This is a genomic window from Deltaproteobacteria bacterium GWC2_65_14 (assembly GCA_001797615.1).
GTDB lineage: Bacteria > Desulfobacterota > Deferrimicrobia > Deferrimicrobiales > Deferrimicrobiaceae > GWC2-65-14.
The window spans coordinates 1-6918 of record MGPV01000011.1 but is presented as its reverse complement, the minus strand read 5'-3'; the positions used below and the strand labels follow the sequence as shown (position 1 = coordinate 6918).

Here is a 6918-nt window from a genome sequence, read left to right as displayed (position 1 = left end):
AATATCCTTTCCTCGAAAAGGATGCGCCCAACCCCAGGGCCGTTCTCGGGATGTTCGACGTTTCCGCCAGACCCTTTGTCCCCCGCTCGACGCTGAGCTTCGCCGTTCCGATGAACAAGTTTGCCGCAATGATCGCCGACATGGACGAGAGTTTTCTCATCACGAAGTCCTGGAAAGCGGTCCGGGGGCGCATGGGATCGTGATCCACGGCGAATCCGCTCTTCGGTGGATGCGAAGGCCTTGCGCGCCTCGTCCAGGAGCCGTTGCGCCCGATCGCCCCGGCCCGGGGCAGATCCTGCTTGACGTCAAGGCCGCCTCGCTCAACTTCCCCGACGTCTTGATGGCGCAGGGCCTCTACCAGGTCAAGCCCCCGCTGCCGTTTTCTCCCGGCGCCGAGGCGGCGGGCGTGGTTCTCGAGGTGGGCGCCGGCGTGCGCGGGTTCCGGCCGGGGGAGCGGGTCATCGCCATCGCCGGATGGGGCGGCTTCGCGGAGGAATGCGCGGTCGACGCCGGCCGGGTGCGTCCGCTGCCCGCCGGGATGGACTTCGAGACCGGCGCCGCGTTCCTTTACACCTGCGGGACCGGGTCCGCGAGTTGACCGGCGGCAGGGGGGCGGACGTAGTCTTCGACCCTGTGGGAGGCCCCTACACCGAGCCCGCCCTGCGCGCCACAGCGTGGAGAGGGCGCCTGCTGGTGATCGGCTTCGCGGCGGGGAACATTCCGATCAAGGGCAAGGTTGTGATCCTGCCGGAGGCGTGAGCGGGTCTCCCGTGGTTTTCCAAGGGCGCGGCGCGGCCCAGGGCATCATACGGCTTCGATGATCGCGGGGCGACGGGGTCGGAGCGGGCCGGCCGGGACGTCGTTACCGGAGATGCCCGACGCCGGTCCATGCATCGGCCAGGTCAGGGAAGACCTGCCCGCAGGCGACGAGGTTCTTCCTCGAGCATGTGCTCCATCCGACGGACAGGAAGCCGCCAGACCGCAGGAATGTCCCGATCGGGTGGCCGATGTTGTCATGCACGTGGCTCGATCCCCGGATGTCCTGCATCAGGTACCATCCGTCCGCCTTCAATGCGCGATGGATCCCTTTCAGGACCTCCAGCGGCCTTGCCTGGTCGTGCACGGCGTCGAACGTCGTGATGAGATCGTACATCCCGGGCTTCGCGGTCGCGTCGAAACCGGTCGGATCGCGGACAAGGAACTCGATGTTCCGCAAACCCTACTGCGATGCCTCGGCGCGCGCCTTGCCGATCGCCTCCTGCGAAAGGTCGATTCCGGTGAAGCGGCTGTCGGGGTACTTACTGGTCGGCCAGACGGTTCATGATCCGGCCGCTGCCGCACCCGACGTCCAGTACGCGGATCCCCGTGGCGATCCGGTCGGCCAGCCCGGGGATGAGGGGGAGGACGTGGGATTCAAGCGAAGAGAGAACGCTCTGCCCGCTGTCTTCCGCCATGACGGCGTGGAATCGCTTCGGGACATGGGAAAATTCTCGTGCGGAATCCGAAAGGACTGGACGTCCCGCGCAGATCCGCGCCATTTTCCAGGTGAGAACGGGGGTTCTCGGAGAGGGTGTTGACGCGGGATTCCTTAGCAGCATGGTGGTGTTCTTTTCTCGCGCGCTTGGCTCCGTTGCATCGTGCCGTTTTCTTCTATTTCGAGACGTCCACCAGGAGACCCTCCCTCTCCGTGCTCGCCTTCCGGATTTTTTCGGGATCGACCCGGCTCGTCAGACGTTTCGCCTCCAGCACCTTCAGCGCCTCGCCATACAGATCTCCCCCGTCCCCGTAGTCGTGAACCCCCAGGTAGACACGATCTCCCACAGCCGCCGCCTTCACGGGCTGGTTGACGATGGCGACCGGCGTCCCGCGCCTGACGATCTGGAACAGCCTGGGGATATCCTCGGGATACAGCCGGATGCATCCTTGACTGCTGCGCGTCCCGATACCCCAAGGACGATTCGTGCCGTGAATCAGCAGGGACCGGCCCGAAAGGCGGAGCGCGTGGCTCCCCAGCGGATTGTCGGGGCCGGGGGGTACGACGGCCGGGAGATCGGGGCGTTCCCTCCGGATCGAATGAGGCAGACGTATGTCTCCATCGATCCACGTGCTCTTTCCGGTGCTCCCTGATAAGATTGGGTTTGATCGAACCCGGGGGGTGTCTCGTGGGCATTCTGCAAGGCAGGAAAGGGCTGATCCTGGGCGTCGCCAACGAGAAATCGATCGCATGGGGCGTGGCCATGGCCTGTCACCGCGAGGGGGCCGAGCTCGGGTTCAACTATCTCGGCGAGGCGCTGATGAAACGCGTTCATCCCCTGGCGGAGTCGATCCATTCGAGCTTCGTCGAACCGCTCGACGTCGGCGACGACGTCCAGCTCGACGATTTCTTCGCCAAGGTCGAGGCCCGTTGGGGGCGGCTCGACTTCCTCGTGCACTCCATCGCCTTTGCCAACAGGGAATCGCTGAAAGGCAATTTCCGGGATACCGCGCGCGCCGATTTCCACCTCGCGCTGGATATTTCCGCCTACTCCTTCATTGCCTGCGCCCGGCGGGCGGCCCGGTTGATGGGACCTGGGGGGTCCATGGTGACGATGAGTTACCTTGGGGCGGTGCGCGCCGTGCCGAACTACAACGTGATGGGTGTGGCGAAGGCCGCCCTCGAAGCGGCGGTCCGTTACCTGGCCCACGATCTCGGGCCGGAAGGGATCCGCGTCAACGCCGTCTCGGCCGGGCCGATCCGTACGCTGGCCGCCTCCGGCGTGATCGATTTCCGCAAACTGATGGAGAAGAACGCCCGTGGCGCCTCGCTCCGACGGAACGTGACGCAGGACGAGGTGGGGAACGCCACCGCGTACCTCCTTTCGGACTGGGCTTCCGGCGTGACCGGCGAAGTGCACTACGTCGACGCGGGGTTCAACATCGGCGCCGGCGACCCGGGCGTCGAACCGGCCCCATCGGGCGCCTCCTCCCCCTCGTCCTGAGCGCCCGAATCCGAGACGACGGATTCGCCGTCTGGGAGGAGAACCGAACGCGAGCCCGCCGCCGACCGGGCGAAGGCGTGATCGCCGGAGCCTCATCGGTCGTGTTCCCCCTTCGGCGCCACTGCCTACGCTCTTCCCTGGCCAATGGCTCTTTTCCTCTCCTCGTACTCCTCACGGGAAATCTCCCCGAGCCTCTCCATCCCTTCATCCCGACGCAGCAAACTTTCCAGTCCGCTCACCAGGATCACCTCCTTTCCGGTAAACGTGGACGAAAGGGAGACGGAAAACGATACACCCTCTCGGAATGAAGCCCGCGCGGACCGCCTTTCCCGGGCACTGGTTGCGAATCCGGCGACCGTCTCCCCGGAGTCGCCGTACGCCGCGCTGGCGTCGAAACGTATCCCCGTGGTGGCGAAGAAGATCAACGAGGGGCCGGACCCCGTGGCGGTCGCGGAGGAGGTCCTCCGCGTGATCGAGGATGCCGGTTCCCCCATCCGCACCCCGGTGGGTGCCGAGGCGGAGACGTTCGTTCCGACGGCCAAGCAGCTGACGGACGAGGCGTTCGAGGCGAAGGTGAAGGAGATCTTCGGGCTGTAGGGCATCGCCCCGAAACCTTTGGCCCGGCGGGGGGAAATTCGCCGGGACGCCTGCAGGAACCTTAGACATAAACCACGGTGAAAAACTGTTTCATCACCGGAAATCTGCCCGTGATGCTTTCCTGGTGGGCCGGTCTGCAGCCGCTTCTCGGAGGAGGGAATCATGACGAACGTCAGCGAAATCGCCCCCGACGTCTACCGCATTTCGACCTACAACGCCAACTACCAGCTTCAATTCAATCAGTTCCTCGTCAAGGACGACGAGCCCCTGCTCTTTCACACCGGAATGAAAGGCGACTTTGAGACGATCCGGGAAGCCGTCGCGCGAATCGTGGATCCGTCGACGATCCGATGGCTGAGTTTCAGTCATTTCGAGTCCGACGAGTGCGGCTCCTTGAACGAGTGGCTCCGGGAGGCTCCGCAGGCGCAACCCCTCTGTACGGTCGTGGCGGCGCTCGTCAACGTGACCGATTTTGCGTCCCGCGCACCCCGCTGGATCCCGAAAGAGGACGTGCTCACCACCGGGAAATATCGGTTTCGCCTCTTTCCGACGCACCATCTGCCGCACTCCTGGGATGCGGGCATGCTTTTCGAGGAGACGAACCGGACGTTGTTCTGTTCGGACCTGTTCCTCCATGGGGGGGATGTGGACCCTCTCACCGACTCCGACGTGATCGGAAAAGCCCGGAAGGCGATGGTCGACTTCCAGTCCACCCAGCTGCTGAACTCCTATCCCTATACGGGAAATACCGAGCGCCGGATGGCGGAACTGGCCGACCTTCAGCCGAGGACCCTCGCGATCATGCACGGTTCCTCATTCCGGGGGGACGGAGGAAACGCCTTGCGGGGACTGGCATCCGTCATGAGGGAGGTTCTCGGCAACGAAGAATGACCCGGGTGACCCAAACCCCTTTTCTTCGACATTCCTGAAGATGACCTGCCTCCCTCGTATCGGTCCAAGGCGTTTTCAAATGCCGGAAGACCTGAACTGCTCCCCGGTATTAGACCGACCGGACGAAGATATTTCTGATAGGGAAACCGCACGGACCGCAAACCCCGTGCAAACAACCGCTTTTTTCGGGGGGAATTCGGGGTTTCCTGGGGAGGGTGTGTCCTGAACGCTGTATCCTGAACGCTGTTGACGCCGGAAACCCCTTGAAGTATGATGACTTTCCTTCTGCGCGCGCCCTTAGCTCAGCTGGATAGAGCACTTGACTACGAACAGCTGTGGGCCACTCCTGTATCCCCCCGTCCTTTCAGCGTTTTCGGCCGGTTAGGTCCTCCGTCAAGAGGACAGGAAGTGACCGTACAGGACAGGAAGTGACAGGAGAACGCAAACCCGGCGCAAACGGAATTACATGCCTGCCCGTCACCTTCACATCGACGCCCGACGTGTGAGGGGGGTCGGTTGATTCCCGGTCCATGGTAGCGTACCAACGGCGAAAGGACGCCCAAAGCGGGGGGGGGCGGGATGGCAGGGTCTTTCATGTCGGGCCGGTCGACCCGGCTTAAAAAAACACAACGGCCGGCCGGGGGGAAGAGCCCTCCTGGTTAGGGTGCGAATAAAGAAACTTCCTGTCGTGGATGACCGAGATCGCGGATCGGCGCAGCCGGGTCAGAGGAGTTTGTCCAGCTTCTTGATGTCCTGGAGCGGGCTTCCCCCGACGACCATGAAAGGAGGGACGTCCCGGTTCACGAAGGAGTTCATGGCGACGACCGCCCCTTCCCCGATGGTGACACCGCAACGGATTACGACACCCGCCCCCACCAGCGCCTGCTTCCCGATGACCGTTTTTCCCAGGCGGACGCTCTTGATCGTCACTTCGTGCGTCAGGATCTTCGTCATCGTCCCGACGGTCGGGGAACCGATCGGGCCATCGGGTTCTTCCGACGGGTGTTCGGCGGGAAGGAGTGACATAAACACAAACAAGGACAGAACAATTGCTATAATAAATATCATAATAATGAGAATTTCCAAGGCCCCTAAAATGAACATTTCACGGAGAGGCAAATGCGGTTCGTAACGGTTACGGAGCTAAAACAGCGTGCCACCCAAATCGTCTCGCAGATCCAGGCAAGCGGAGAGGAGATCGTGATAACCAAGAACGGAAAGCCGGTTGTGCTGATGCGTAACGTGCACGAGAAGGAAATCGTACTGATGGCCTCGATGGAGTCCAAACAGGGTCATGGGCCCTTTAACCGGCAGGGAGGTTGAAGATGCGAACAATCCATGACTCGGCCCAAGCCGCCAAAAAGGCGGGAGAGGTCGCCGCCGGGGTTGCGGGCGTCAAATCGGTGATAAACAACCTGGTTGTTACATAGCGGGAGGCCGGGAGGATTCATTCCTGTCCTCCCGGTGGTTGCGCTTGTCGTAATGGCCATAAGAATCATTCAGGCTGCAAGACCTTACCTGCTGCAACGCCAATCCTGATGCATCGGTAGAAGGAGACAGCAAACTTGAAGGCGAGCGGCAAGTCCATCCTCGCGAACTTGCGCCATATCGGGGCGAGCCTCCGCGGGAGCGGATCGGCGAAAATGTACGCCGGCGACGAACCGCCGCTGCGTTCGGAACTGTTCAGCAGCGACCGGATGGAGCTTCATGGCAAGACCCTTGCGGGTTTGCACAAACTGGTTCCGAGAGGAATTCGGGACAGGCTTCTGACCCGGCTGGCGGAGAATGAACGCATCCTGACGGGAGCCTGCAATCTTTTGACGTCGGCGGTCAATGCGAACCGCCGGATTCCGCCGGCCGGGGAATGGCTCCTCGACAACTTCTATCTGATCGAAGAACAGATCCGCACGGCCAAGAGGCACTTGCCGAAGGGGTACAGCAGGGAACTGCCTCGCCTGCTGGACGGACCGTCGGCCGGACTTCCGCGCGTGTACGACATCGCGCATGAAACGATCTCGCACGGCGATGGACGGGTGGACCCGGAAAGTCTCAGCAGTTTCGTGGCGTCCTACCAGAAGGTGACCCTCCTGAAGCTGGGCGAATTGTGGGCCATCCCCATCATGCTGCGCCTGGCGCTGATCGAGAATCTCCGGCGCGTCGGAGCACGGGTTGTCGCCGGAAGCATCGACCGGGACCTCGCCGCCCGCTGGGCGGAAAAGATGATGGAGATCGCCGAAAAGGACCCGAAGAGCCTGATATTGCTTACTGCGGACATGGCGCGGTCGAACCCCCCGATGGTGAGCTCGTTCGTCGCGGAATTCGCCCGCCGGTTGCAGGGACAGAGCACCGCCCTGGCATTGCCGCTCACCTGGATCGAACAACGGCTTTCCGAGTCCGGCCTGACGATCGAGCAGCTGGTGCGGTCGGAGAACCAGCAAAAGGCCGCCGACCA

General features: G+C 62.6%; 8 protein-coding genes and 2 pseudogenes (1 of these 10 only partly in view). 7 read left to right on the top strand and 3 right to left on the bottom strand.

Annotation, left to right across the window (positions count from 1 at the left end; genetic code table 11):
- Positions 1-203 (top strand): annotated as a pseudogene (locus tag A2X88_08455) (hypothetical protein) (it extends 547 nt beyond the left edge of the window).
- Positions 204-340: 137 nt separating this feature from the next.
- A complete protein-coding gene (locus tag A2X88_08450) occupies positions 341-598 on the top strand; it encodes a hypothetical protein (GenBank protein OGP35427.1) in 258 nt (85 codons plus the stop codon).
- A gap of 264 nt (positions 599-862) precedes the next feature.
- Here the strand turns inward: A2X88_08450 and A2X88_08445 are convergent, their stop codons facing one another.
- A complete protein-coding gene (locus A2X88_08445; GenBank protein OGP35426.1) occupies positions 863-1216 on the bottom strand; it encodes a hypothetical protein in 354 nt (117 codons plus the stop codon).
- Between the two features lie 82 nt (positions 1217-1298).
- On the bottom strand, positions 1299-1538 hold the full coding sequence (locus A2X88_08440; GenBank protein OGP35425.1) for a hypothetical protein: 240 nt from the start codon (positions 1536-1538) through the stop codon (positions 1299-1301).
- A gap of 624 nt (positions 1539-2162) precedes the next feature.
- Between A2X88_08440 and A2X88_08435 the strand changes: the two genes are divergently transcribed.
- From A2X88_08435 to A2X88_08425, 3 genes are all read left to right on the top strand, one after another.
- Positions 2163-2978, top strand: a complete 816-nt coding sequence (locus A2X88_08435; GenBank protein ID OGP35424.1) for an enoyl-ACP reductase — start codon at positions 2163-2165, stop codon at positions 2976-2978.
- Between the two features lie 264 nt (positions 2979-3242).
- Complete coding sequence (locus tag A2X88_08430; protein ID OGP35423.1) at positions 3243-3575, top strand: hypothetical protein; 333 nt, start codon at positions 3243-3245, stop codon at positions 3573-3575.
- A 162-nt stretch (positions 3576-3737) separates the two neighbouring features.
- Positions 3738-4466, top strand: coding sequence for an MBL fold metallo-hydrolase (locus tag A2X88_08425; protein ID OGP35422.1), 729 nt, complete (start codon positions 3738-3740; stop codon positions 4464-4466).
- 723 nt (positions 4467-5189) lie between these two features.
- On the opposite strand, the gene A2X88_08420 is transcribed toward A2X88_08425, so the two are convergent.
- Complete coding sequence (locus A2X88_08420) at positions 5190-5420, bottom strand: hypothetical protein (GenBank protein OGP35421.1); 231 nt, start codon at positions 5418-5420, stop codon at positions 5190-5192.
- A gap of 165 nt (positions 5421-5585) precedes the next feature.
- Between A2X88_08420 and A2X88_08415 the strand changes: the two genes are divergently transcribed.
- Positions 5586-5789, top strand: a complete 204-nt coding sequence (locus A2X88_08415; protein OGP35420.1) for a hypothetical protein — start codon at positions 5586-5588, stop codon at positions 5787-5789.
- Positions 5790-6031: 242 nt separating this feature from the next.
- Positions 6032-6918: pseudogene (locus A2X88_08410) on the top strand (hypothetical protein).